Annotated in this window: 23 protein-coding genes; 13 read left to right on the top strand and 10 right to left on the bottom strand. The window is 48.7% G+C overall.

The annotated features are described in order from the left end of the window. Positions 1 to 175: 175 nt before the first annotated feature. Together B5M13_RS26370 and B5M13_RS26365 are read left to right on the top strand one after the other, a co-directional pair. Positions 176 to 997 carry an MbnP family protein gene (locus tag B5M13_RS26370; RefSeq protein ID WP_080058515.1) on the top strand — a complete coding sequence of 274 codons (822 nt, stop codon included), beginning with the start codon at positions 176 to 178 and terminating at the stop codon, positions 995 to 997. Next, on the top strand, positions 994 to 2,109 hold the full coding sequence (locus tag B5M13_RS26365) for a cytochrome-c peroxidase (protein ID WP_080058514.1): 1,116 nt from the start codon (positions 994 to 996) through the stop codon (positions 2,107 to 2,109). Before B5M13_RS26370 ends, B5M13_RS26365 begins: the two co-directional genes overlap by 4 nt. A gap of 104 nt (positions 2,110 to 2,213) precedes the next feature. On the opposite strand, the gene B5M13_RS26360 is transcribed toward B5M13_RS26365, so the two are convergent. From B5M13_RS26360 to B5M13_RS26350, 3 genes are all read right to left on the bottom strand, one after another. Beyond that, a complete protein-coding gene (locus B5M13_RS26360) occupies positions 2,214 to 2,594 on the bottom strand; it encodes a MerC domain-containing protein (RefSeq protein WP_080058513.1) in 381 nt (126 codons plus the stop codon). 128 nt (positions 2,595 to 2,722) lie between these two features. Further along, on the bottom strand, positions 2,723 to 3,421 hold the full coding sequence (locus B5M13_RS26355; protein WP_080058512.1) for a TapB family protein: 699 nt from the start codon (positions 3,419 to 3,421) through the stop codon (positions 2,723 to 2,725). Between the two features lie 149 nt (positions 3,422 to 3,570). Then, the gene (locus tag B5M13_RS26350) at positions 3,571 to 4,446 is read right to left on the bottom strand and encodes a geranylgeranylglycerol-phosphate geranylgeranyltransferase (RefSeq protein ID WP_080058511.1); all 876 of its coding nucleotides are present in this window, start codon (positions 4,444 to 4,446) and stop codon (positions 3,571 to 3,573) included. A gap of 263 nt (positions 4,447 to 4,709) precedes the next feature. Here B5M13_RS26350 and bshA point away from each other — a divergent pair, with 263 nt between their 5' ends. From bshA to B5M13_RS26335, 3 genes are all read left to right on the top strand, one after another. Further along, entirely contained in the window at positions 4,710 to 5,849 is a 1,140-nt protein-coding gene (bshA, locus tag B5M13_RS26345) for an N-acetyl-alpha-D-glucosaminyl L-malate synthase BshA (RefSeq protein WP_080058510.1), read from the top strand. A gap of 94 nt (positions 5,850 to 5,943) precedes the next feature. After that, complete coding sequence (locus tag B5M13_RS26340; RefSeq protein ID WP_080058509.1) at positions 5,944 to 7,278, top strand: NAD(P)/FAD-dependent oxidoreductase; 1,335 nt, start codon at positions 5,944 to 5,946, stop codon at positions 7,276 to 7,278. 88 nt (positions 7,279 to 7,366) lie between these two features. Continuing rightward, positions 7,367 to 8,014 (top strand): sterol desaturase family protein, encoded by a 648-nt coding sequence (locus tag B5M13_RS26335; RefSeq protein ID WP_080058508.1) that lies wholly within the window; start codon positions 7,367 to 7,369, stop codon positions 8,012 to 8,014. 525 nt (positions 8,015 to 8,539) lie between these two features. Here the strand turns inward: B5M13_RS26335 and B5M13_RS26330 are convergent. The 5 genes from B5M13_RS26330 to B5M13_RS26310 form a co-directional block, all read right to left on the bottom strand. Then, positions 8,540 to 10,258 (bottom strand): GMC oxidoreductase, encoded by a 1,719-nt coding sequence (locus B5M13_RS26330; RefSeq protein ID WP_080058507.1) that lies wholly within the window; start codon positions 10,256 to 10,258, stop codon positions 8,540 to 8,542. Positions 10,259 to 10,366: 108 nt separating this feature from the next. Then, a complete protein-coding gene (locus B5M13_RS26325; RefSeq protein ID WP_080058506.1) occupies positions 10,367 to 11,080 on the bottom strand; it encodes a gluconate 2-dehydrogenase subunit 3 family protein in 714 nt (237 codons plus the stop codon). A gap of 166 nt (positions 11,081 to 11,246) precedes the next feature. Beyond that, complete coding sequence (locus B5M13_RS26320; protein ID WP_080060089.1) at positions 11,247 to 12,176, bottom strand: cation diffusion facilitator family transporter; 930 nt, start codon at positions 12,174 to 12,176, stop codon at positions 11,247 to 11,249. Positions 12,177 to 12,251: 75 nt separating this feature from the next. After that, the gene (locus B5M13_RS26315; protein ID WP_170061196.1) at positions 12,252 to 14,459 is read right to left on the bottom strand and encodes a TonB-dependent receptor; all 2,208 of its coding nucleotides are present in this window, start codon (positions 14,457 to 14,459) and stop codon (positions 12,252 to 12,254) included. Between the two features lie 70 nt (positions 14,460 to 14,529). Further along, on the bottom strand, positions 14,530 to 14,853 hold the full coding sequence (locus tag B5M13_RS26310; RefSeq protein WP_080058504.1) for a DUF6660 family protein: 324 nt from the start codon (positions 14,851 to 14,853) through the stop codon (positions 14,530 to 14,532). A gap of 252 nt (positions 14,854 to 15,105) precedes the next feature. On the opposite strand from B5M13_RS26310, the gene B5M13_RS26305 reads away from it, so the two are divergent. Then, on the top strand, positions 15,106 to 15,633 hold the full coding sequence (locus B5M13_RS26305) for a PAS domain-containing protein (protein WP_080058503.1): 528 nt from the start codon (positions 15,106 to 15,108) through the stop codon (positions 15,631 to 15,633). Next, positions 15,611 to 15,829 (top strand): cysteine-rich CWC family protein, encoded by a 219-nt coding sequence (locus B5M13_RS26300; RefSeq protein ID WP_080058502.1) that lies wholly within the window; start codon positions 15,611 to 15,613, stop codon positions 15,827 to 15,829. Before B5M13_RS26305 ends, B5M13_RS26300 begins: the two co-directional genes overlap by 23 nt. A gap of 30 nt (positions 15,830 to 15,859) precedes the next feature. On the opposite strand, the gene B5M13_RS33885 is transcribed toward B5M13_RS26300, so the two are convergent. Further along, positions 15,860 to 16,048 (bottom strand): ATP-binding protein, encoded by a 189-nt coding sequence (locus B5M13_RS33885; protein WP_080058501.1) that lies wholly within the window; start codon positions 16,046 to 16,048, stop codon positions 15,860 to 15,862. Positions 16,049 to 16,183: 135 nt separating this feature from the next. Here B5M13_RS33885 and B5M13_RS26290 point away from each other — a divergent pair, with 135 nt between their 5' ends. The 3 genes from B5M13_RS26290 to B5M13_RS26280 all read left to right on the top strand — a co-directional run bounded on the left by B5M13_RS26290 (position 16,184) and on the right by B5M13_RS26280 (position 20,333). Then, on the top strand, positions 16,184 to 16,561 hold the full coding sequence (locus B5M13_RS26290; RefSeq protein ID WP_080058500.1) for a hypothetical protein: 378 nt from the start codon (positions 16,184 to 16,186) through the stop codon (positions 16,559 to 16,561). A 123-nt stretch (positions 16,562 to 16,684) separates the two neighbouring features. After that, a complete protein-coding gene (locus B5M13_RS26285) occupies positions 16,685 to 19,027 on the top strand; it encodes a TonB-dependent receptor (RefSeq protein ID WP_080058499.1) in 2,343 nt (780 codons plus the stop codon). Between the two features lie 94 nt (positions 19,028 to 19,121). Continuing rightward, positions 19,122 to 20,333, top strand: a complete 1,212-nt coding sequence (locus B5M13_RS26280; RefSeq protein ID WP_080058498.1) for a sialidase family protein — start codon at positions 19,122 to 19,124, stop codon at positions 20,331 to 20,333. 238 nt (positions 20,334 to 20,571) lie between these two features. On the opposite strand, the gene B5M13_RS26275 is transcribed toward B5M13_RS26280, so the two are convergent. After that, positions 20,572 to 20,970, bottom strand: a complete 399-nt coding sequence (locus B5M13_RS26275; RefSeq protein ID WP_080058497.1) for a hypothetical protein — start codon at positions 20,968 to 20,970, stop codon at positions 20,572 to 20,574. Positions 20,971 to 21,196: 226 nt separating this feature from the next. On the opposite strand from B5M13_RS26275, the gene B5M13_RS26270 reads away from it, so the two are divergent. The 3 genes from B5M13_RS26270 to B5M13_RS26260 all read left to right on the top strand — a co-directional run bounded on the left by B5M13_RS26270 (position 21,197) and on the right by B5M13_RS26260 (position 23,567). Further along, on the top strand, positions 21,197 to 21,445 hold the full coding sequence (locus B5M13_RS26270; protein ID WP_080058496.1) for a hypothetical protein: 249 nt from the start codon (positions 21,197 to 21,199) through the stop codon (positions 21,443 to 21,445). 67 nt (positions 21,446 to 21,512) lie between these two features. Beyond that, a complete protein-coding gene (locus B5M13_RS26265) occupies positions 21,513 to 22,196 on the top strand; it encodes a response regulator transcription factor (RefSeq protein WP_080058495.1) in 684 nt (227 codons plus the stop codon). 3 nt (positions 22,197 to 22,199) lie between these two features. Beyond that, entirely contained in the window at positions 22,200 to 23,567 is a 1,368-nt protein-coding gene (locus B5M13_RS26260) for a HAMP domain-containing sensor histidine kinase (RefSeq protein ID WP_080058494.1), read from the top strand. Positions 23,568 to 23,676 lie beyond the last annotated feature (109 nt).

Below are 23,676 nucleotides of genomic sequence, written 5' to 3'. Positions count from 1 at the left end.
GCGGAATATGATCTGTTTTAACAATGGGCAGAACAGATCATATTCCGCTCCTCGTTTATTGTTGGCCGCTAAAGGGATTTTATAACGCCCATTTAATATATACTGTGCATGATTTTACGGGTCTTTTCGTTAGCTAAGAGCAAAGGGACTTCAGCCTATAAAGAATGTATAGTCTATGAAAGCAACTGTTACAACCGGACTATTACTCGTATTCGTTATCGGTATCGCCGTTCTGGCTTGTGATACAAAAGATACGGATACCTCATTTGATCCAGAAAATACCGGAAAACTTCGGATTACGTTTGACAATGTAGTAAGTTCGTCCGACTTAAAACTGGGGTCAACTACGTATCAAAACGCTTCGGGTGAATCGTTCACCATTACGAAATTCAACTACTTTGTCAGTAACATCAAGCTCCGTAAAGCCGACGGTAGCGAATACACTGTGCCCCAGGATAGTAGCTACTTTCTGATTCAGGAAGAGAAACCGGCCTCTCAAACCATTACGCTTTCTAAAATCCCCACGGGCAATTATACTGGTATGTCGTTTATGATTGGGGTGGATAGCGCCCGAAGCCTGGCCAATATCAGTCTCCGAACTGGCGCGCTCGATCCTGCCCTCAACGACGGTATGTACTGGGACTGGAATTCGGGCTATATATTTATGAAGATCGAAGGCACCTCACCCGTTGCACCCGCAGCGCAGAATAATGCCTTCTTTTATCATATCGGCGGATTTGGTGGTGGGTATAATGGTAAAAAGACGCTCAATAATCTACGCACCGTTAGCCTTGCTTTTACGGATAGTGGCGCCAATGTTCAAACCAGTTCTGTACCATCGGTTCGAATTGTAACCGACGCCATGAAGATTTTTAATGGGTCAACCAAGCTCAGTATTGCCCAGCATCCGTCGGTTATGTTCGACGATTACTCGCCCAACATTGCCAATAATTACGCGCAAATGTTTAGTTACGACCGGATTCTGGCTACCCCATGATTCGGCCCATTTCTATATCGCCTATACGGATCGGACTCCTGAGTAGTCTGCTGGTATTTCTATTGGCTATCAGTTGCCAGAAAGCCGACAGCCCTGATCCAGACCCCGGTCCTGGCCCAACCGATCCAGGTGGTGGTGGGGTAGTCTATAAACCAACTCCGGTTACGCTTCGCCAGCCCGCTAATTTCCCGGCACTAGTATATGATCTGAGCCAGAATCCGCTCACTGTAGAAGGAGTTGCATTAGGCAAAACGTTATTTTATGACGCACAACTCTCGCGGGATACCACCGTTAGCTGTGGATTTTGTCATCAGCAATTTGCCGGATTTGGGCATTCCGATCACGCGTTAAGCCATGGCATTGGAAGTCAGTTTGGTACACGCAATGTGCCCGGTTTGCAAAATCTGGGCTGGGATCGTGAGTTTTTTTGGGATGGGGGTGTTACGAGCCTTGATGAACTCCCCATTGCGCCCATTCAAAACCCCGTGGAGATGGATTTGAAATTCTCGGAAGCCCTTAGCCGCGTTCAGAAAAATCCCAAATACCCGCCCCTATTTCAGGCTGCTTTCGGCTCCGATACCGTCACAACGGCTCGATTCCTGAAAGCCATTTCACAGTTTTTACTAACGCTGGTTTCGGCTGATTCGCGCTATGATAAGTATGTCCGAAAGGAGGCCGGTGGCGATTTGACCAGCGATGAATTGGCTGGCCTGACACTGTTTCAACAGAAATGTGCTACCTGCCATGCAACAGATTTATTTACCGATAAAAGCTATCGAAACAACGGTTTGCAGGTTAGTTCAATCAACGATCAGGGGCGCTATCGAATTACACTCAATGAAGCCGATCGTTTGAAATTCAAAGTCCCTAGCCTTCGTAATGTGGAAAAAACCTTTCCATACATGCACGATGGGCGATTTGCAACGCTGGATCAGGTCATTGAGCATTACCGAACGGGTGTTCAGGATAGCCCCACCCTCGACCCAGCGTTGAAGGCTAATGGCCAATTAGGTGTTTCCCTGACCGACGCACAGAAAAATCAGCTCGTCGCCTTCCTGAAAACTCTGACCGACAATACATTTATCAGTAACAGAGCATTCAGTCCAAATTAGAACCGGGATTTGTAGAATTGAACTGATGGATTCTGATTTTATAAAAGCCTTCAAAGAAAGCCAATCAAGGTCGGTCAGTTTAAGCCTATAAATCCCGGTTTAGATTAATGCACGTGGCTTAGCCTGTGCTGGCGAATATTCAGGAAGTGGGTGATGACCAGTCCGGCAGAGGCCAGATAGGCAATGTATTCGAAAACAGGAGCGGTTTCTTCCAGCAGGAGGGCAATGCTGAAGAGGCTCAGGAATCCCCAAAGGCTCCGTTTTATGACGGGTGGAGCATAATGCCGGGTAGCAAAGTAAACGGCTACGATATTCACTCCGATAAACACATAATCCAGACTGAGATAACTGACTCGAAGCGTTGAATTCTGCATTAGCGACGTAGTTAAGAGCATAACTGGCGTAATCATGCAGTGAATAATGCATAATATAGAGCCGGTAATACCTATATAGTCAGCTTTGCGGGAAAGAATACCTGTTTTCATAAGCGGATACAAAAGTACGATACGATTGGGAATCGTACTTCTCCTTAACCCACTTTTTTGCAACTAAGTTGCGTAAAGTTCGACAAATTGTGAGGGAAATAATCCAGCAGCCAATGGGTAAGCGCCTATCAATTGGCTTTGGTAAGCACAGATGAACCGAGCAATTTGCCGTTTTTGTTGTACGTTTCTGATTTTATGTCAAAAATCTTGTTGTCGGTCCGATAGCTCACTACGCGCATTGAACTGCGAATGGGAATGCCCATAGCTCGGTTCTCAAAACTAACATCCGATGAGATTTTGTACGTGTCGAAAGTTCCGGCTGGCGTCGTAATGGATTCTTTCCCATCGACTTGCCGGTTTGTCATGGTCATGTTCATGGTCATCATGGTGGTTCCATTGTTTAGCATGTCGGCTTCCATTTGTCCATCATCCAGTTTCTGCCCCACGCTAAGCTTGGCTGGATACACCAATTTATTGGACTTCAACCGCATTTCCATGTCTTTCATAGTTGACTGCATCGACTGGAGCATGCCCGACATGTCGGCTACCAGTTCATTGCCTGAGCAGGTATACCGAATCGTATAGGGAGGGCGTTGTTTGCCTTTGTCATCTTCAAACAGCGCCGTTATATCTACCACGGTCGATCCGCCTTCCTTGCGAACATCTTTTACCTGATAATTCACCTTACCCGTCAGTTTTTCTTTTGCATTGAAGTGGCTAAGTTCGAAACTCATACCACTTTTAAACGGGATCCCCAGACATTCCTGAGCCTGAGCGTTTATCAGTATTGAAAAAATCAGAAGCAACGATAACGTGAGCGTTTTCATGCAGATAGAGTCTGTTAAGTGTTAAGTCTCAAAGCTACTAGAAGACCGCACCGAATAGTCAAATGCTTTAGGGAACGGCGTAGGAGTTTATGTAGGATGTATAATGTATGATCAGCAGCGTCCATACATTATACATCCTACATAAACTCCTACGCCCATCCCATGCTAATGATACCCAGCAGCATAATAATCTTGCAGAGGTTACTGAGGTAACCGAAATCGCGTCGCGTATCGGCCAGTATGAGCCGATAAACCAACCAGCCCATTGGCAGGAGCAAAAGCAGGAAAAGCAAAGTAAGTCGCGGGTTATGGAGAGAGCCAGCGATGATGAAAAGGGAACAGGTAAATAAACCAATCAGCATATACAACACATATTTGGTTTGGCGTAATCCCAGCACAATGGGCAGAGTACGGCAACCAAATCGGGCGTCGCCCCGAATATCCTGCATGTCTTTGATGATCTCACGAATAATCGAGATACCAAACGAAAAGAGGGCATACATCAGTATCAGCTCGGTATTATGCCGATAATAGATGGCCATAACCAGCAGCGAAAGAGCTGACAGGAAGGAAATGACGATATTGCCGATCAGCATCTGGCGTTTGAACAGAGCCGAATAAAACCACAGTAGTGTAACGGCAACTACATCGATTAGAAATACCCATTTACTCAGGTAAAGGCCTATCAGGCAGCCAATCACATTCAAAACCTGGTGTACACCCATAGCCACCCGGCGTTTCAGATACCGCCCGATAATGACTCGATCAGGCTTGTTGACCAGGTCTATTTTAACATCGAAATAATCATTGATGATATAACCTGCCGCAGCAATACAAACGGTCGACAGGCAGAGCAGCCAAATACCGGGATCGATCAGAAGCTGTAGCCCTTCCTGACGGGGGCCTACTAAAAACAGACGCGCCATTACCTGCATCAGCACAACAATCAGCAGATTCTGCAGCCGAATGAGCCGCAAAAAACCGAACGTAAAAGCGGAAAAGGTAGCCTGTTGACGCGCAAGCATGACGAGTTATTTGAATCAAAATTAAGGCTTTTAGATGAAAGAGTGATACACTTTTCCAATGAACACGAGCTAACGAGCCTGTTTCGTTATAAAGACCCGGTTGTTGCCAAACCGCTGCACTTTGGATTGATAAAAACACATACCTGGAGTTATTCGTTAATCCTATTGTATCGTTTGTTGATTTTCTTTTATATATCCTTCATCACTAATGGGATTCTTTTTGCATCCATTTGTTGTTGAGAGACAAACTCGTTCTCTTGCGCATGAAAATTGGCATTGTGTGCTACCCGACTTTTGGGGGCAGTGGCGTGGTGGCTACCGAACTTGGTAAAGCGTTAGCCAAAAATGGTCACCAGATTCACTTCATTACCTATCAGCAACCACCTCGACTTGACTTTTTCAACGAAAATGTTTTTTATCATGAAGTAAATATACCCTCGTACCCGCTCTTCCAGTATGCTCCGTATGAATCGGCGCTGGCGAGTGAAATGGTCAATGTGGTTCAGAACGAGAACGTTGATTTACTGCATGTTCACTACGCCATTCCTCATGCATCAGCGGCTTATATGGCCAAAATGATTCTTCGTTCGCAGGGGCGAATTGTACCTGTTGTAACGACGCTTCATGGAACCGACATCACGCTGGTCGGTAAAGATGCTTCCTACGAACCCGTCGTTACATTCAGTATCAACGAGTCGGATGGTGTTACGTCAGTGTCGGAAGATTTGCGGCAGGATACCTACAAACATTTCAAAGTTCACCGGGAAATTGAAGTTATTCCAAACTTTATTGATCTGGATCGGTTCAAACGGCAGCAGAAAGAGCATTTCAAAAAAGCAATTTGCCCCAACGGCGAAAAGTTGATTGTGCATACTTCCAACTTCCGTCGTGTGAAACGTATCGACGATGCCGTGATGGCGTTTTATCATATTCAACAGGGCATTCCTGCCAAGCTGTTGCTGGTGGGCGATGGACCGGAGCGAGCCCGTATTGAGCGGCTAGTGCGTGATCTGGGTATTTACGATCAGGTACGCTTTCTGGGTAAGCTCGATCAGGTTGAAGAGGTTCTGTCGGTTGCCGATCTGTTTATTATGCCTTCCGAAAACGAAAGTTTTGGATTGGCTGCTCTGGAAGCCATGGCTTGCGAGGTGCCCTTGATTACGTCGAATGCGGGTGGGTTGCCTGAGTTGAACATACATGGTGTAACGGGGTTTCTAAGCCCGGTTGGCGATGTAGACGACATGGTCAGAAATGCCTTGTATATACTTGACGATAATCATCTACCAACGTTCAAACAAAATGCCCTGGCAAGAGCTAAAGAGTTTGAGTTATCGCGTATCTTGCCCCGGTATGAAGCGTATTATGAGCGCGTTTTGCAGGAAGCGAAACCGCTTGTTAGTTAATGGGTTTACCGGTTTCGGTTTTGTGGGCTGATGTGAGAATGAGTAACGCATCAACTGCCGAAAGCCGGAAACGCTAAACCGTAAACAGATACCCATGAATCCAAACATACCCCAAACGGATCGCAAACGTGTCGTTATTGTCGGTGCGGGCTTTGGTGGGCTTAAATTAGCCCGGAAATTATCGCATCGGAAAGAGTTTCAGGTAGTTCTTATCAATAAACAGAACTACCACGAATTTCAGCCCCTTTATTATCAGGTAGCAACGGCTGGTCTGGAAGCCAACTCCATATTATTTCCGTTACGGGCCGTATTTGGCGGTTGTAAAAACGTTCATATCCGGGTAACGACGGTAACGGGAATTCGTACGGCCGATAAAACTGTTGATACAGAGCTTGGTCCCGTTACGTACGATTATCTGGTAATAGCCACCGGGGCCGACACTAACTTTTTCAATCAGCAGAATATCATTGAAAAAGCGTTACCTATGAAGTCGGTATCGGAAGCGATTGCGCTGCGGAACCGAATGCTTCAGAATTTTGAGGATGCCCTCAGCGTTGAAACGCAGGATGAGCGAGAGGGGTTGATGGATGTGGTCGTAGTAGGCGGAGGACCAACTGGGGTGGAACTCTGTGGCACATTGGCCGAAATGCGGAAAACAGTGTTACCTGTCGACTATCCAGAACTGGATTTCAAGATGATGGATATTTTCCTCATCGAATCGGGTGCAGAGTTGCTGGGTCCTATGTCGGTACAATCGCAGGAGCATTCACTGAATTACTTACGGGAGTTAGGCGTGATTGTGAAGCTCAATACGCGGGTAAAAGACTTTGATGGACGTATTGTGACAATGAATGACGGCTCAACGCTCCGTACTAATAACCTAATCTGGGCTGCCGGGGTAAAAGCCAACCCATTAGCAGGCCTACCACCTGATGTACTGGGGCGGGGAGGGCGTGTGTTAGTGAATCGATACAGTCAGGTACAGGGCTTTACCGACATTTTTGCCATCGGTGATGTGGCTCTAATGACGGAAGAAAAATGGCCGAACGGGCACCCTCAGGTAGCTCAGCCTGCTATTCAGCAAGGGCGGCATTTGGCAAAAAATCTGCTCCACTGGGTACGTAACGAACAACCTGAAGCGTTTACGTATAACGATCTGGGAACAATGGCTACTATTGGACGCGGATTAGCTGTGGTTGACCTGCCGTATTTAAAATTTCAAGGATTTTTTGCCTGGTTAACCTGGCTCTTTGTTCACTTAATGTCGATTGTTGGCGTTAAAAATCGTTTATTTATTTTCCTGAACTGGATGGTCAACTATCTGACTTACAGTAATTCATTGCGTCTGATCATAAAGCCTAAACTACCCAAAGGCGATGTAAAGGCTATGCAGGAAAAACTTTCTGATCAGGTGGAAGTTAGGACATAACCAAGATGGTAAACTTATTTTACTATTGAATCGGGGCTAATGAACGGGTTTTCCTATTATTTTTGTGGTGTTAACTGAGTACGACTCTATGGAATCTGAAAAAGAGAAGTTACAGACAATAGCAGGGCATGGAAAAACCCGGCCCAAGAATAGTGGCACGAAACAGCTATTCGACAATCCAATTTTAGAAGCTTTGTCGAGAACGCATATTATGGTGCCTATTTCAATGTGGCTGATTTTATCAGCCTTTCTGGTTTGGTATGCGTTTACGTATACGGATATGGGCAACTGGACAATCGGTGGCCTTTTTGTAGTTGGATTGTTCTCATTTACCCTATTCGAGTACATTTTGCATCGGTATCTGTATCATCTGGCTCCCACAACACCTAGTCGCGCCAAAATACAGTATACATTTCATGGTGTTCACCACGAATATCCGAAAGATAAGACCCGACTGGCTATGCCACCTGCACTAGCCGTTTTTGTTGCAGCCTTCTTTTTTGGTATGTTTTTCCTGTTGATGGGCGAGGCCGCTTATGCATTCTTTCCTGGTTTTTTGGTGGGATATTCGGGGTATCTGGCTACGCACTTCATCGTACATGCCTATGCGCCACCGAAGAATTTCTTTAAGCAGTTATGGGTTAACCATAGTGTTCATCACTACAAGAATCCAGAAAGTAACTACGGCGTATCGTCACCAATTTGGGATTATGTATTTGGATCTTTCCAGAAGTAATTAACTGGCTACGGCTTATTCGTAATGAGGCCCGTTCGATATATCGAACGGGCCTCGCTGTTTTTAATAAGTGTGAAAAACGCCCTGGAATTGCTTAAGCCTTACCTATAATTCATCAGTTTACATAAAAAAGTGATCTGGCGTCAACGTCAATAGGTACGTAATTGTACCTGCCGGAAGAAAATGGTTAATTAGTTTAGAAAGCAGAAAAAGCTGAATTTTGGGGTGCTTAAGCCAACCACTCGGGCGCCCCCAAAACCAGCTTTCTCTTATGAATTCGAAGGTTCTTTCAAAGGTGAAAAAGTTGACCTCGTTACCAATCTGGCTTGTAAAAAATGCTTTGTGGTTGCTGTAACGAGCTCATCCAGCTAAAAACGTCCAACGGGCACAAATCGCAAAGGCTTTAATCCAGGCCAATCTAATCAGGCCAATGAACAAAAACTACGGGCTTTCTAACCGAGTACTCGGTTGACTTTGAAAGTTAAAAAGTTTAAACAGGTTCATCATAACAGTCTGCGGACTATTTTAAAGGTTCATCCGCTTCAACTCCCGAACGGCATAATCGGCTGCGCGGGCCGTTAGAGCCATGTAGGTGAGTGATGGATTTACACAGGATGAGGATACCATAGCGGCTCCATCGGTAACGAACACATTCTTAGCGCCCCAAACCTGGTTCCAGGCATTGAGTACCGATGTTTTGGGGTCGCGGCCCATGCGTGCCGAACCCATCTCGTGAATGCCAATACCCTGATTTTTGTCCTGATCGTTACGGGTTTTAATGTTCTTTAGTCCGGCAGCTTCGAGCATTTCGGCGGCATCATTCATCATCGCTTTGCGCATCCCGACGGTGTTTTCGCCCCAGCCTGCATCGAACTCGACAATGGGTAGTCCCCATTTGTCTTTCTTACCGGACAGGCGCATACGGTTATTGGGGTCGGGCAGGGTTTCGCCGAACCCGCCAATATTGAACTCCCAGCGACCGGGTTTGGTCAGATTATCTTTGAATTCGGGTCCAAAGCCTTCTTTGCTTGCCCCCGCTACCCAGTCCTGCCGAGCCCCTCGGCCCTGATAGCCAAAACCACGTACAAAATCTTTCCGTTTATCGTCGCCCCAGTTGGCAAAACGGGGAATGTAAATACCATTGCCCCGGCGACCATAATAGTACCACTCCTGCAATCCTTCGAACTCGCCCGATGCGCCCGCGCCCAGGTGATGGTCCATCAGGTTGCGGCCCAACTGGTCGGAGTCGTTGCCCAACCCGTTCGGAAACCGTTTCGACGTGGACTGCATCATGATCCAGGCGGTATTGATCGTGGATGCGTTTAGGAAGATGATTTTGGCGTAGTATTCCTGCTGTTGTTTGGTGTTCTGGTCAATGACGCGCACTCCCGTCGCCTTACCTTTCTGATCGTCGTAAATAACCTGATAGGCAATTTTATCCGTAATAATTGTCAGGTTACCCGTTTTCATCGCTGCCGGTAAGGTTGACGACTGGGTGCTGAAATAAGCCCCGAACGGGCAGCCCCGCACGCACAGATTTCGGAATTGGCACGAAGCCCTGCCCAGATCGGTATGGACTTTTTGGGCAACCGAGATGATTGCCGGACGACCAATTACCAGATGGCGACCCTTGAAATTCTTTTCGATTCCTTCTTTGGCTTTCAGCTCGATGCTGTTCATCTGCATGGGTGGCACAAAGTCGCCATCGGGTAAAACCGCCAGCCCATCTTTATTCCCCGAAATACCGGCAAATCGCTCTACATACGAATACCAGGGAGCCAGATCCTTATACCGAATGGGCCAGTCGACACCGTGTCCGTCTTCCAGATTGGCTGTGAAGTCCCGTTCGTTGAGCCGATAGCTTTGGCGTCCCCACATTAATGAACGCCCGCCAAGGTGATAACCCCGAATCCAGTCGTAGGGACGCTTTTCAATGTAAGGGAAGTCGACATCTTTAGTAAACATATGCCGCTGGTCTTCGCCAGGTTTGCCACCCGAGCGCGCATTGGCCCAGTATTCTTCGGCTGCCCACAATTCGATTTTCCCCCGGTGCGGAAACTCCCAGGGGTCTTTCATGGCCGTTGGGTAATCCGTAACGTGTTTCAGATCGGGGCCGCGCTCCAGCATCAGCACTTTGAGTCCTTTCTGGGTCAGTTCCTTGGCCGCCCAGCCACCCGATATGCCCGAACCGACGACGATGGCATCGTAGGTCATTCCTTTTTTAGCGTCAAGATTAAGGTTCATAGTTTTAAGGAGTGCGGGGTTAGGAGCGGGGAATGAGCATGCTAGTGCTTCAAGAAAAATTCGCGTCAGCATGCTCACTCCCCGCTCCTAACTCCTGAATACTATAGTTTACGTTGCCCACGCTTTCTGGCCTTCTTTGAGTTTGACAACGCCTTCGTAACGGCCGGGGATTTTTACATACGAGAGCGCCTGTGTACAGCCGATTTCTGAGCTGAAATAGCCCAGAATGGTCAATTCTTTGACGAGTGTGAAAAACGGAGTGAGCGGAGCATTTTTCGCGGCATCTTTCACCACCACCCCTGTTTCGGCATCTACCAGTTTGGCCTGCGTCTGTTCGCTGCCTGAGGCTGCAACAGCGCTTAGGGTAGTTTCGGGGTCTTTCGCCAGTTTCTCCTGCTTCTTCGGATTTTGCTTCGCTTCGATTTTAGCCCGTTGTTCAAATTCTTTCAGAATGGCTGTTTTATGCTCTATGCTCAGATCGACGAACGATTTGCTGTAGGTTTTCTGGCTTTCGGCTTCAACGGCGTTCAGGCCGTTCAGAAAATGTTCCTGCTGAGTAGGCTTATAACAGTCTTTCAGGATGAGCTGGATGGTTTCACCGACCTTCGCGGCTTTGGCCCCTGGGGTCGAGGTCGTTGGCATAATGACCTCCGTAATTTCATCGAGCAAGGCCGCCTGATTCCCCTGCAACGCAAAGGTTGAGGGTGCCCGTTTTATGGATCGATGAGGTTGGTAACCTTCGAGGATCGACGCCATCGTTGGGGCCGATAGGGCACTGCCCATCGTAAGGGCTACCTGAAGGATTGCTTCTCTGCGTTTCATGATTGTTCATTAAAAACGTCCTGACCGTACTTGATCTTCGTAAAGTTAACCGCTTCGTAGTAAAGCAGAAACCAGTATGGGAAGATACTTTATAGGAGAGAAGCGAGCGTCGAAATCCTACTTATCGCCAAGGCGTTTAACCCACAAAATTGAATCAGTTGTCAGCTTAGCAAATCTCGGTTTCACAATCGTCGGATGCTATCGTTTCGGTTTCGAGCGTAGCGTGACTAATCTTCTGGTGTTCGAGACGATGGCGGGCTTCGTGTTTGAGGGTAGCTATTTGTTCGTCGGTGAGGCCCGGTTTCAGCACCAGGTGCGCGGTGAGCGCATTTTCAGTGGTACTCATAGCCCACACATGCACATGATGGACATCCTGCACACCCGTCACAGCCCGTAATTCGGCCAGTACATCGGTCAGGTCAACATCCACCGGAACACCATCCATCGATAGGCGAAGGCTGTCGGTCAGTAAACGCCAGGTGGACCCCATGATCACGATGGCCACCAGAATGCCAATGACAGGGTCGAGCCATGACCAGCCGGTATAGGTGATGAGAATCCCTGCAATAACCACGCCCAGCGATACCAGGGCGTCGGTGGCCAGGTGTAAGTAAGCGCCCTGGGCATTCAGATCGTGCTCTTTATTCCGAAAGAAAAGCAAGGCCGAACCTGCATTGACCAGGATGCCAAATCCAGCTACCCAGGCCACAGCGCCCCCTGCTACCGGCTCCGGTTGACGAAATCGGTGAATACTTTCCCATAAAATAGCCCCAATCGTGATCAGCAATACAACGGCGTTGGTGAGCGAAGCCAATACGGTACTTTTCCGATAGCCATATGTGAACCCAGGCGTTTGCCGGACGCGAGCCAGTCGAAAGGCTAGCAGCGATAATAATAAACTAGCTACATCGCTTAGGTTATGTCCTGCATCGGCGGTAAGCGCCAGGGAATTATAATAGAAACCAAGACCAAACTCCACCACCACATATACTGTATTCAGGACAGCCCCGATAATGAGCGCCCGGTTGATAGAGGTTAGTACCGTAGGACCGTGATGGTGCCCGGAATGATCGTGGTGATCGTGTTCGTTTGCCATAGATAGCGCGGACCCCTGGCCCACGTAGCTGTTCATTTAATTTTTTGTCTATAACCTGTCAACTAGATGCCTAGGTTACAGATTTAGTTTAAATCCCGCATTAATTACCCGACCGTCAGTAGGGGCATAAATGTCGGTGACAAAAACAGGCTGGGTAATGGAGCCAGTAACCAGTGCTTCAAAACGGGACTGCCGGACATCAAGGAGGTTTTCGAAGTTAATAAAAATGCTGCCTTTTGTGTTTTGGCCGAACGTCCATTTTTTCTCGATCATATACCCTAAAGTCCAGTAATCGGGCGATTTTGATCCATCTGATCGCTGTTGTGGCCCTGAGTAGAAAGCTTCAAAACCCGTTTTAAGGTTTTCGGTTTCGTACAGTGTCGTAAAGTAAAGCCGATGTTTGGCCGTAAGCGGGAGCGGACCTGTCAGTTGATCGTACCGACGCCGGGTATCAATGAATGAATAGCCCAGGAACGTATGTAGGTCATGATAAACCAACCGCACATTCGTCTCAAATCCTCGCGTCGACAGGTGGCCATCGGCGGTACGAAAAGCGTAACGGGTTCCCGTAGGCGTTAACACCGTTAGTCGGTTCAGCTGCGTGTAGAAAAACAACTGATTGACGGATAAGGTTGTTTCCTCAGAAAGTTCGGTTCGGTAATTGACATCCCAATTCAAGCCCATTGACGATTCAGTCTGGTCTTGCCGGATCGATTGCAGATCGACTCCCCGAAAGGATAATCGCTCGGCATCTTCGGTAAATAGAGTGGGTGCTTTGTAGCCCAAACCGCCCCCCACTCGACTTGTCCAGTGTTCCGAAGCCCGATACAGAAGCGAAAACCGGGGTAGTAAAAACAGGTGTGGCTTCGTTGCTTCATTAGTTGCCCGAACCGTAGTCATAACCAGATCGGTACGCAAACCGGTTTCCAGGCTCAGCTTTTCGGTAATTGTCAATGTATTCTGCACAAAGGCTCCGGCAATGGCTTGTTCATAAATAGGAGTAGGGCCGAGGGCATAGGCCGGGCTTTCGTCGCGAAATTGATCGGTCCATAGATTCGTGCCTGCGATCCAGTCTGATTTTGGATGGTGTTTGTAATAGCTGATTTCCGAAAAGGATGATTGCTGGAAACCGCCGAGCTGATAGTCGGGCAGGTTGATGGCGCGCCTGAAACGGCTATAGCTATTTTTGACTGTCAGCACCGCTTCGTTGGAAAACCGCTTTTCCAGCCGAAACTGAGTGGCCAGTCGTCGCGAGTCATTGGCTTCGGTATACCCTGCTGATTCGTTTCGGATGGTAGGTAAATAGCCACCTGTTCGCTGTTCGTCGAACCAGATAAGACCGGCCGAGACCGTTACCGTTGCAGTTGGATACCAGAACAATTTGGGTTGCAGGGTTGTCCGGGCAATTTGAGGCAGATCCGAAAACTGATCGTGATTAGGGTCGTAAGCTCGTTGCAGGTTACGGGTCGCGTAGAATGCGAAGCCTATTTTGTCGTTTCGCTGGGCGAAATACCCATTCAGGTCAAGCCCAAGCGCCGACGTGCCATTGAGTAGAAACGCCAGGTCGCGTTTGCGGGTGGGCTCCTTAGTGACCAGATTGACCAGCCCTGCAATGGCTCCACTCCCATACAGTGTCGATTGGCAGCCTTTAATTGCTTCGACCTGCTTCAGATTCAACGGAGGGACCTGCATCAGACTCAGCCCACTCGAAAAACCACTGTAAAGCGGTAAGCCATCCTGTAAAAGCTGCGTGTAGCGGCCATCCAGGCCCTGAATGCGAAAGGTGGCATTGGCCGACATCACCGACGTTTGCTGCACCTGAATCCCCGGACTTTCGCGCAGAATAACCGCAATGTTGGCCGGTTGCATATTGGCTTTTTCGTCCAGTTCTTCGGCGTCCACCACCTCCACGCGGGTGGGTTCGTCGGCTACGCTCCGCCCGGTTCGGGTGGATGAAACGGTGATTTCCGCCAACTCTTCTTCTGATGGTTCAAGTGCGATTCGGAGCGTGTCGGTGTGAGGTAAATTGATCGATTGCGTTATCGACAGAAAACCAACGGCCGAAATTCGAATTGGTTGAGGGCCTGTTGCCGACGTGCGGAGTAAAGCTATACCGTTGGGGTCGGTATTAGTACCATTGGAGGTACCGATGAGTACTACAGTTGCACCCGGTATGGGTCGATTGGTCCGTGAATGACGGACGGAGACGCGTAGGGTATCCTGACCAGCAGCTGTATGAATAAAAACAAGGAATGAGACTAGAAAGCAAATGAGGTTTTTCATCCAATTTGTAAGAATACAAGGAAACATTCCGGCTGGTGATGGCCAGCCGATAAAAAATCCATGAAAACGCTTACAGCTTGGGTGGTTGCCAGATGCCTATCAGAACATCGGTCTGGCTGGGCGATTGATAGGTGAATAGCTGTTGAGTTCGGGCGGGCTCGTTAACATGTTCGGGAAGAAGATACCCGAATGGTTGAGGAGCCGAAAAACCCAGACAGGTAGCACAGTGGCAGAATGGACTACAGGGGGCTTTATGGTCATTCGCATGCCCATTTGCCCGGTCTGAGTGGGAAGTGGCGGCTGTTGTTTCATGAGCATGGCAGTCTGTATCGGGGCAGGGAAGCCCTGCCAGTAAGAGTAACCAGGCCGACAAAAGAAAAAGTACCGCTTTCACGATTCAAAAATAGCCTATAGGTTCATGCAACAGGTAGTCAAAAAAGAAGAAAATAGGCTACGCGTAGCTGTCTGCCTAATTTGATGAATTACTTGCCGAATAATAACAAATTAGAATCCATTCATCCTCTAAATTAGTTTATGAGTTGTTACGCAAAATCAGGAAGTGTAGTGAACACGCTAAACGTGGCATGACTCTTTACCCTGTACGATTTTAATTGAGCTTCGACAAGGACGTTGTACTTTTGTAGCAATGGATTTTTGTGGACCATACGATAAGCAACTTGCCGACCAGCATCGGCCTACGCTAAAAACACCTTTGCTGGCGGGATGGGAGTTCTGGGATAGGTCTTCGCCCTTGCAGGGAAAAGCAGGGTGGCAGACACTAGCCAAAGTGAACGACTGGGTGCTGACAAAGTTTCTTCGCGAGGAGTTACTGTCTGGTAACCAGGCTGTCGTGATTACCGACGTGAATCAGTTAATCCAGTACGTAAATGAGTCTTTTGAGAAAATGACCGGATATGTATCTGAAGAGGCTGTTGGCCGTCGGCCCAGTTTTTTGCAGGGGCAAGCCACCTCGCTAGCGGCTCGTCAGCGTATGCGCGAAGCAATTGGCAAACGGAAGCCGATCAATGGTCGATTGATCAACTACCGAAAAGACCAGACACCTTATGTTTGTCACGTAAAAATTCGCCCCATTCTGAACAGCCAGAGGGAGGTAGTCAATTTTATTGCTTTTGAGCAGGAATTACCAGCCCGTGAACGAAAACGCAAAGTATGAGCATACGGCCTGTCCCCGTTGTGGTCGTCTATTTGAATGTCGGGTAGGGAGTATAAATCTCTGCCAGTGCCAGGCTGTTCCGCTGACCGATGCCCAGCGGCAGTATGTTAATTCTCTATATCAGGCGTGTTTATGTGCCGATTGCCTCCTGCTGCTTCGTTCAGAGTATGAGACGATGAAGTGGGTAGTTGAATGATAAATTTGTTCCTGTTGTCCTGCTCACTTTTCACCTCCAGCGAGATCCTTCATACCCTTTAGTGATAATGGCATGGCTTAGGCCGATTCTTGTTCCCTCGCCAGTAGGTTTAGTGGTGAAAAAGGGCCGGAATATTTTCTCACGAATAGTTTGCGGTATACCTGTGCCGTTATCGTTGACAATCAATTCGGTGTAGCCATTTCGATAGGTTATGCTCATTCTTTACGAATGGATTATCGCTATTTGGTTAGTCGGGTTTGTAGATACAAGGCACCCTTGTATCTACAGAGAGGATCGATGATTTTTGTCCGTTGAGCGGCATATACGGCAAAAGGATTCTATCTTTGCTGCGACATGAAAACTACGCTTCTGTACATCCTCGTTCTTGCAACGCTACTGCCAACGGTCAGTCAGTGGGGGACTATCGCGTATTATCAGGTCAATAAAGACTACATTGCCCGCGTTCTGTGCGAAAATCGTGATAAGCCCGAACTCCATTGTGATGGGCAATGCTACCTGGCGAAAAGACTGAAAACCCAGCAGGAAAAACAGGATAAAGAAACGACCGAACGGGTACAGAATACGCCCATTATGCAGTTGTTCTGCGATTGTAATCCAGCTTTCCTGTTTCAGCCATTCTGGACGGCGCTGCTTTCTTCTGCCCATCTGGTATACGAAGTACCTGTTTACGCGGCTCCTGCTACCTCATTTTTTCACCCACCCTGCGTCTAACGAAGCTTACCTAGGCTTATCACCCGATAAGCTGTCTGACAGATCCTGTTCAACAAGGTGTGTAGTATTTGCCATTCCTTAGCGTCAGGTAACTCGTTTATTTCAGTATTAAACTAAGCTTTCGTGAATACATATAAACTCCTCGTAGCTTGTGGGCTATGGGCTATTACCGCGTTTTGTGCTTACGCACAGAACACCAGTCAAGGGCTTGTTTTCGATGCCCAAACCAAAGAACCCATACCGGGCGTAACGCTGTCTTGGCAGGACGGTAAGTCCGGTGTGGTTACCGATGCCAACGGTCATTTTACACTGGCTCAACTCCCGTCAAAAGTACGTGTATCGGCCGTAGGGTATCGTCACCAGGAAGTGTCAATCAGTCCGGGTCAGCCTGTTCGGATTGCGTTGGAACCGGCTGTGGAAGATTTACAAACCGTGGTGGTTACGGGCAATCGGGAAGCGGCTCTGCGCACCGAAACCCCCATTGCGATCTCCAAACTGTCGCCCAAACTTATTGACGATACCAGGCCAACGAGCATTTATGAGGTTATCAACAAAACGCCTGGTGTGCTGATGGTCAACCTCAACAATGAGCAGCATATGATGGCCATCCGGCAGCCGATGACCACCAATGCGTATTTCCTGTACATGGAAGATGGCGTGCCGATTCGACCGATGGGCGTGTTTAATCACAATGCGCTGCTGGAGTTGAATCAGTTTACGGTTAGCTCGATTGAGGTCGTAAAAGGGCCTGTTTCGTCGATTTACGGGCCGGAAGCGGTAGGCGGAGCCGTCAATTTTATCACCCAGCGCCCTACGGCTGTGCCAACGGCCCGAGTCGGTATTCAATTCGATCAGTGGGGGTATAAACGGATTCAGTTTGGCGCGGGGGCCCGGCAGGGTAAATTTGGCATCTATGTAGGTGGCCTGGTAGCCCGTCAGCGGAATTCGTGGTTAGCCAGTTCCAACTATGACAAGGCATCGTACTTCGCCCGGCTCGAATATGCCTTTACTCCGCAAACCCGCCTGACCGGCACCGTATCGTACAACGATTACAATTCACAGACCAGCGGTAGTGTAGACAGCACGGCCTTTTTTGCCCGGCAATATGTCAGCACAACGGATTTTACGTATCGAAAAACGGTTTCCTTTCGTAGCCGCCTTACCCTCGAACACGACTGGAAGAACGGATCTCAGTCATTCATAACGGCGTTTGTGCGAAACAATAGCGTAGGGCAGAATCCGGCCTATTCGATTCGCTGGACAACAGGTTCGGCAACGGCTACCGGGCAGATCAACAGTAACGATTTCAGTAGTTCGGGATTCATTGCCCAGCATACGCAGCGATTGAATTTCCTGAATAGCAAACTGATTGCCGGGGCTACGCTTGATCTGTCGCCGAATACATACTATGCCTATCAGACGGACTTGACGACCGAACTAAGGGCCGATAAAAAATCGGTGCTGAAGTATACGCAGGTAGCCGAACGGCCTGATCTTCAGTTGGCAAACTATAAGGCTGATATTCATAATCTGGCGGCTTATGTGCAATATGATCTGGAGCCTTTGCCCAAACTCCGCCTGTCGGCTGGCTTGCGCTACGACCGTATGGCGTTCGATTACACCAACGCGCTGGATAAAACTACGGGTAGCAAAGAGTACAGCCAGATAACCCCGAAAATTGGAGCTACCTATGATCTGGGTAGTGGAAAGGGATTGTACGCCAACTATGCCAAAGGTTTTTCGCCCCCGGCGCTCACGTCGATTTTCCTGAAACGAACAACACCGACACCCAGTGGAGATTTGTTCTACTACAACCTCCAGCCTGCCAAATTCGACAATATGGAAATCGGAGGTTGGGCATCGTTGCTGAACAACAAAGTGTATGTCGATGTGGCGTTGTATCAGATGAATGGCACCAACGAACTACTCAGCATTCGCCAGCCCGACAACTCGACGGATTACCAGAGCGCGGGCCGAACACTACACCGAGGGGTCGAACTTGGGCTTACGTATCGCCCCTCGAAACAGCTATTCGTCCGGTTTGGCGGAACACATGCCCTGCATCGGTTCGACGAGTTTACCCTTAGTCAGCGCGTATCGGATGTGATTCAGAATGTAAACGGGAAAGAGATGCCTTCGGCCCCACGTACGCTTTGGAACACCGAAGTGACTTACTACCCGGCCTGGGCTAAAAACCTGCGGGCATCGCTGGAATGGCAGCACGTATCAGGCTGGTATCAGAACCAGATCAACACCGTTCGCTACGACGGCTACGACTTTGCCAATGCCCGACTCGGCTATCAATGGAAAGGTATCGAGGTATATACCAATGTAATGAACGTGACGAATGTGCTTTACGCTACCAACGCCACGCGTGGCAACAACTCGACCGACCGAACAACCTTTACGCCATCGGCCCCACGCACTTTTGTAATTGGGGTTCAGTATAGTTTTTCGGGTAAGTAAGACTTTCTACGGAGATACGCCGTGGGGAAATCGACAAAGCCGCTGCGTATCTCCGTGCTAACTCCGTGAATCTCTGTGTAACAAAGAAAAATGTATGAAAAGCCTGTTGAGCCTACTTCTTGTGATCGGTCTTATTGCCGAAAAACCGGGGAAAGAAACCGCTATCTCGAACCCACAGTTTGCCGGAGCCGTACCACGCCTGACGACCGACGTAGCTGGTAATCCGGTACTGAGCTGGGTTGAAAAATTGACCGAAAAGGAGTCTGCTTTCTACTTCGCTCTCTCAACCGATGGTGGACAAACGTTTGGCGAAAAAATCCGGGTAAAAGCACCCGCCGAACTGTCGGTCCATGCCGAAGGTATGCCCAAAATAGCCGTAAAGGCTGACGGTACCATGCTTGCAGTTTTTGAAGTCCCCCGACCCACCGCAGCCTCTCGTTTTGCGGGCGACCTATTGTACACGCTTTCGACCGACGGCGGCAAAACCTGGACGGATGCCCGACCTGTGCATCAGGATGCCACCCCCGGCAAGAGCCACTCCTTTGCCGATATTACCCGCTTGCCAAACGGTGAAATCGGGGCGGTCTGGCTCGATGAAAAATTGACTGGACAGGAAGGCCGTCCGGTCGTATTTGCGCAGACGACTAAGGGCAAAGGGTTTGGCACGGCAATACTGGTCGATGAAAATGCCTGCCAATGCTGCCGGACCAACGTGTTTGTCGATAACCAAAAACGGATTCACCTAACCTATCGGGACATGATACCGACTCAGAAAGGTACTCCCGCTGCCCGTGATATGAGTACGGCAGTGTCGGCCGATGGTGGTAAAACATTCAGTAAACCACAGGTTGTTTTTGCTGATAACTGGCAGGTAGCAGCCTGCCCACACGCGGGGCCGGTGGTGGCACAAGTGGGCAATGATCTGTTGGTAACCTGGTTTTCGGGCAAAGAAGAATCGGCTGGCTTGCGATTGGCTAGATTAGGTTCCGAAAAACTGGTGTCGAGTGTGTTGACAAACCGGGCCAAACATCCGCAGGTTTCGGCTGCCAACGGACGGTTAGTATGGGTTTGGGATGAGTCGGTTTCCAAAGATGGCTCCGGCGAAATGGGGTCGTTTGTGCAGCGTATTGGAATGCGCACCATGACTGGCCAACAGGTCAGTGCCACAACCTACCTGACACCCGAAACCGTCGATGGGACGTATCCCGCCGTTTTATCGACGGACAAAGGAACGCTGGTCGCTTATGAACAGAGCAAAGACAAGCAACATGCGGTCATTGTGGTTCGATTGCTGGATACCTTGTAATGGTTTTGGCTACTATGTCGCCTACAGTACGACCCCGTTGTGGTCGAATGTTTATTGCGTTGCTATTTTTGAGCCTGTTTAAACGTCTACTTTTTAGGGAAATGTAAGGACTCTTTTTCTGTCATTCCGACGCAGAAGGAATCTTCGGGTGAGGGAGAAGAAACTGTACTTACCCGAAGATTCCTCCTGCGTCGGAATGACAAAAAATACCAAAAAACTTAGTTTACAGTGTACTAAGTTATCGACGATGCTGGCTACTATCCGTTTTGCTGCCCGTTCGGGGAAGGATTCGGTTGCCTCTCTTTTTATCAAACTGGGTTTCGTTGTCCCGCCGGGGATTGTGACTACCAACCGACATTTTACCGGCGTTCTGTAGGTTTCTATCGGATTCCGTACTGACGGATGATTCGGGAATGGGACGATTCGATTTTTTGGTAGCGGATTTGCCCGTCTGCTGCGCTTCCTTGTTGTAAGGAACCCCTTTTCCTGTCAATTGTCCATTGTTGGCATTTTTAGCATTGCTGGTTGTGGCTGAGCCTTGCTTCCCAGCATTGGTCTCGGTGTTGGACGATTGCGCTCGGGCACTCACCAGGCCAACACACAAAAATAAGGTCGTAATAATCAGTAGGTTTTTCATACGTTGAATACATCTGGATAATCAAAGACATACAAATCCGAAACTGTTTGTATCAGGAATTGTCTTCCGATGATGCGGTAAATAAGGAAATGGACCCGCCTGCATGGTCTGGATAGTCACGTAAAGAGTTGATTATTGGGCTGTTGCTAATTTTAGAGCTGATTGGGCGTATTTTGTCAAACTGTTGCTGCCAGAAGTCGTTCTACCCCAAAAGAATCTGTTTGCTATGAAACTGGGAGAACGGCTGCGTAAGCGTCTTGATAAAAAATACGAACCATCGAAGCTGGTAGCGTTTCGGTTTGGCCGGTACGATGTAGCCATAAAGACTGACCTTGAAGGAAATCCAATTTTGGCCTTTGTCGGTAAAGCTAATGAACACGGTATGATCAAAGGAGACCAATTCAACCGACACCTTGTGAAAAATGCGCAGGGTGTTGTTATCAAAGATCACTGGGATTACAAGGGGAACGTGTAGATGGGCGAGGTCTAAGCAAAAACGCGTAATTTCGCTGCGACCGGGTGAGTCGCTATCGGAGGGTATTATGCGAATTTTGATCGTAGAAGATGAATGGGAGGTTGCGTCGCTAATCAAGAATGGGCTGGAAGAGTACGACTTCACTGCTGATATTGCGGGCAATGCGATGGAGGCCAACCAGCAACTTGCCGAACATGAATACGATACCGTCATCCTGGATGTGAACCTGCCCGTCATCAGCGGATATGACCTCTGCCGCATGATTCGGAACAAGTTCGACACCCTGCCCATCCTGATGCTGACCGCCTTTGGCAGTACCGAAAACAAACTGACCGGTTTTGATGCTGGGGCCGACGATTATCTGGTGAAACCCTTTGAATTTCGTGAGCTTGTGGCCCGCTTACGGGCGTTGAATCGGCGAAACGGCGTGGCTGTTCATGAGCCTACGGTGCTCAAAATAGCTGACCTTGAATTCAATTTACAGAGCAAAGCGGTAAAGCGGAGTACGCAGAAAATTCTTCTGACCGCCCGTGAACTGGCTCTGCTTGAGTTCTTTATGAAAAATCAGAATCGGGCGCTTACCCGGCAGGACATTATGGAGCACGTATGGGACCTTTCGTTCGATACAGGTACCAATGTGGTCGATGTGTACGTCAATTACCTGCGTAAAAAGATCGATAAGGATTTTCCGCTCAAGCTGATTCATACCATTAGCGGTATCGGCTATATTATGCAGGCTTCTGACGAGTAAACCATGAAAATACGCACGCGCCTTTCGTTCACGTTTGTGGGGGTCGTTGCGGCCATACTGCTCCTGTTTTCGTTTGTAGTCTATGCCACCGCCGAATATTTCCGGCAGCGGGATTTTTACCTCCGGTTGAGCGATAAAGCCAAAACAACCGCCCGGTTGTTGCTGGACGAAGAAGAAATCAATACGCGCTTACTTCGGATTATTGAGCGGAATAATCTGACAGCCTTGCCTCAGGAGCAGATCAATGTGTACGATCAGCAGGGGCGACTGGTGTATGCAACCCAGTCACGCGCTATTGTCGGAACTGGTATAGTAGCGCGTATCCGGCAAAAAAAAGAGATTTTCTTACGGCAAAATAAAGTCGAGATTGTCGGGTTTACGTACCTGCACAATCGACAGGAGTATGTGCTGGTTGCATCGGCCTACGATCAGTATGGCATCGAAGAAATGGGGCATCTGAGCACCATTATGGCGGTTGGGCTGGTCTGTAGTCTGGCGTTGGTTGGTATGGTGGGCTGGGCGTATGCCGGGCGATCCTTGCGGCCCATTTCCAGGGTTATTCAGGAAGTAGACCAGATTACGGCATCGAACCTAAACCGTCGGCTAACGGCGGGTAACGATCAGGACGAACTTGCCCAATTGGCGCGTACCTTCAATCTGATGCTCGACCGGGTGCAGGAAGCGTTTGAAGTACAGCGCAACTTTGTCGCCAATGCATCGCACGAGTTGCGTACACCACTGACCATCATTACCGGCCAGATCGAAGTGACGCTTATGAAAAGGCGTACCGTTGAGGAACACGAAGCCAAATGGCGGGCGGCTCTGGATGTGATTCAGCGGATGAACAAACTCACCAATAACCTGCTCAACTTAACGCTGGTTAGTCTGGGTGCTACGCCCTTGAAATTCAGTGAAGTAGCTGTCGATGAGGTTATTTACCAGGCCGCTCAGATGCTCATGAACCATCAGGAAGAATATTCGGTCGTGTTCTCGTTTGATGGCGAAGTGGAAGCGATTCAACCTTCGTTGACTATTGCCGGTAATAAGTCGCTGCTGTATTCGGCCTTTTTCAACCTGATGGAGAATGGCTGTAAGTTTTCGGAGAAAAAGCAGGTAAAGGTTACGTTAGGGGCCAACAATCGCTGGGTAACGATCCGGTTTGAGGACGAGGGCATTGGTATTTCGGAGGTCGATCTGAAACAGATTTACGAACCCTTCTTCCGGGCGCAGAACGTCAAACGGATTCACGGCCACGGGGTAGGGCTGCCCCTGACGTACCGGATCATTCAACTCCACTACGGCCAGATCGATGTGGTTTCTCAACCCGAGCAGGGAACCACCTTTACCGTTCGGCTACCCAAGTCGCTCTAATCGATTTCTAATCAACTTCTAACAGCCCTCTCATGAACTTCTAACTGACCCTTAATGAACGGTTAGGTTAGTTAAGAGACCTTTGTTATCAGAAACGTTTCGTACGATT

It is taken from the genome of Spirosoma aerolatum, assembly GCF_002056795.1.
Taxonomy (GTDB): domain Bacteria; phylum Bacteroidota; class Bacteroidia; order Cytophagales; family Spirosomataceae; genus Spirosoma; species Spirosoma aerolatum.
The sequence above is the reverse complement of the archived record's forward strand: the minus strand, read 5'-3'. Positions and strand labels throughout refer to the sequence as shown.

Excerpts from the sequence above, each read along its gene's own strand:
- B5M13_RS26370 (WP_080058515.1), top strand. The coding sequence starts at position 176 with ATGAAAGCAACTGTTACAACCGGACTATTACTCGTATTCGTTATCGGT.
- B5M13_RS26365 (WP_080058514.1), top strand. The coding sequence starts at position 994 with ATGATTCGGCCCATTTCTATATCGCCTATACGGATCGGACTCCTGAGT.
- B5M13_RS26360 (WP_080058513.1), bottom strand. The coding sequence starts at position 2,594 with ATGAAAACAGGTATTCTTTCCCGCAAAGCTGACTATATAGGTATTACC.
- B5M13_RS26355 (WP_080058512.1), bottom strand. The coding sequence starts at position 3,421 with ATGAAAACGCTCACGTTATCGTTGCTTCTGATTTTTTCAATACTGATA.
- B5M13_RS26350 (WP_080058511.1), bottom strand. The coding sequence starts at position 4,446 with ATGCTTGCGCGTCAACAGGCTACCTTTTCCGCTTTTACGTTCGGTTTT.
- bshA (WP_080058510.1), top strand. The coding sequence starts at position 4,710 with ATGAAAATTGGCATTGTGTGCTACCCGACTTTTGGGGGCAGTGGCGTG.
- B5M13_RS26340 (WP_080058509.1), top strand. The coding sequence starts at position 5,944 with ATGAATCCAAACATACCCCAAACGGATCGCAAACGTGTCGTTATTGTC.
- B5M13_RS26335 (WP_080058508.1), top strand. The coding sequence starts at position 7,367 with ATGGAATCTGAAAAAGAGAAGTTACAGACAATAGCAGGGCATGGAAAA.
- B5M13_RS26330 (WP_080058507.1), bottom strand. The coding sequence starts at position 10,258 with ATGAACCTTAATCTTGACGCTAAAAAAGGAATGACCTACGATGCCATC.
- B5M13_RS26325 (WP_080058506.1), bottom strand. The coding sequence starts at position 11,080 with ATGAAACGCAGAGAAGCAATCCTTCAGGTAGCCCTTACGATGGGCAGT.
- B5M13_RS26320 (WP_080060089.1), bottom strand. The coding sequence starts at position 12,176 with ATGGCAAACGAACACGATCACCACGATCATTCCGGGCACCATCACGGT.
- B5M13_RS26315 (WP_170061196.1), bottom strand. The coding sequence starts at position 14,459 with ATGAAAAACCTCATTTGCTTTCTAGTCTCATTCCTTGTTTTTATTCAT.
- B5M13_RS26305 (WP_080058503.1), top strand. The coding sequence starts at position 15,106 with ATGGATTTTTGTGGACCATACGATAAGCAACTTGCCGACCAGCATCGG.
- B5M13_RS33885 (WP_080058501.1), bottom strand. The coding sequence starts at position 16,048 with ATGAGCATAACCTATCGAAATGGCTACACCGAATTGATTGTCAACGAT.
- B5M13_RS26290 (WP_080058500.1), top strand. The coding sequence starts at position 16,184 with ATGAAAACTACGCTTCTGTACATCCTCGTTCTTGCAACGCTACTGCCA.
- B5M13_RS26280 (WP_080058498.1), top strand. The coding sequence starts at position 19,122 with ATGAAAAGCCTGTTGAGCCTACTTCTTGTGATCGGTCTTATTGCCGAA.
- B5M13_RS26275 (WP_080058497.1), bottom strand. The coding sequence starts at position 20,970 with ATGAAAAACCTACTGATTATTACGACCTTATTTTTGTGTGTTGGCCTG.
- B5M13_RS26270 (WP_080058496.1), top strand. The coding sequence starts at position 21,197 with ATGAAACTGGGAGAACGGCTGCGTAAGCGTCTTGATAAAAAATACGAA.
- B5M13_RS26265 (WP_080058495.1), top strand. The coding sequence starts at position 21,513 with ATGCGAATTTTGATCGTAGAAGATGAATGGGAGGTTGCGTCGCTAATC.
- B5M13_RS26260 (WP_080058494.1), top strand. The coding sequence starts at position 22,200 with ATGAAAATACGCACGCGCCTTTCGTTCACGTTTGTGGGGGTCGTTGCG.